The organism is Dictyoglomus sp., from assembly GCA_025060475.1.
Lineage (GTDB): Bacteria > Dictyoglomota > Dictyoglomia > Dictyoglomales > Dictyoglomaceae > NZ13-RE01.
This window is the reverse complement of record JANXBZ010000043.1, coordinates 1-873: the sequence shown is the minus strand read 5'-3', so window position 1 is coordinate 873 and position 873 is coordinate 1. Positions and strand designations below refer to the sequence as shown.

The following is an 873-nucleotide window of genomic DNA, read 5'->3' as shown; positions in this document are numbered from 1 at the left end:
CCTTCGTGCCCGAGCCGCGTCCCTCGAACTCCTCCGATGCCAGCTTGTAAATATGCGACCAGATACGCCAGGAGTGGATTCCCGTGTCCCGGCTGCGTACGTCCGCATGCGCCGTGAGGGCAACACTCAGTATCCATGCCAGCGCCAGCCACACACGGTAGCGACCACAAAACATCTATTCCGAACTCCTCCCTGCCACGAAGTGTGTGTACAGTTTACTCCAAAAGGGGGAGGAAAGGGAAGAGGCGAGGTAGTAAACGTAGCACGACATGTCCATCGGTTTGCACTCTGCGCGGTTTTATGATATAATTAAGAGCGATGACGCGGGGTGGAGCAGCGGTCAGCTCGCCGGGCTCATAACCCGGAGGTCGAGGGTTCAAATCCCTCCCCCGCACCCATGCCCCTACATGTTGTGTGATTCCCCCAGCAGATGCCTCAGGCATACTACATCTTGTGTCTCCACCAAAACACCAACAGGAGGCACAAGCCATGCAGATTCCCGGGTTGCGCATCACTGACACAAACACGCTTTTCTCCACACTGCGGCTGTGGACTGTGTGAAGTTCCTCCCCCGATGGAAATTCGGGGCAAGAAGGTGAGGAAAATCCACGCAGGCGGATTTCTAAAACCTGCACAGGCAGGTCTTTTCATCATAGCCCACCACTTCAATGGTAGGCTCAGAGAAGTCATCACGAATCTATCATCTCTGAACACAGAGCTATCACGAGATCGCCTCTGATTCTGATGGACGTAGAAGAGGGTAGGACACTGCTCCTCCCTTCGCGAATCCTCCCCCATGACGCAAGACTGGAGGAGGCGGTGAACGATGGCACGAGTGGTCGTGGTGGGCAGTGCGAATATGGATATGGTAGT

1 tRNA gene is annotated in these 873 nt (G+C 55.2%); it reads left to right on the top strand.

The window, feature by feature from the left end:
• The first annotated feature begins 322 nt into the window (after nucleotides 1-322).
• Nucleotides 323-398: transfer RNA gene (locus NZ841_08465), tRNA-Met, on the top strand.
• The last annotated feature ends 475 nt before the right edge of the window (nucleotides 399-873 follow it).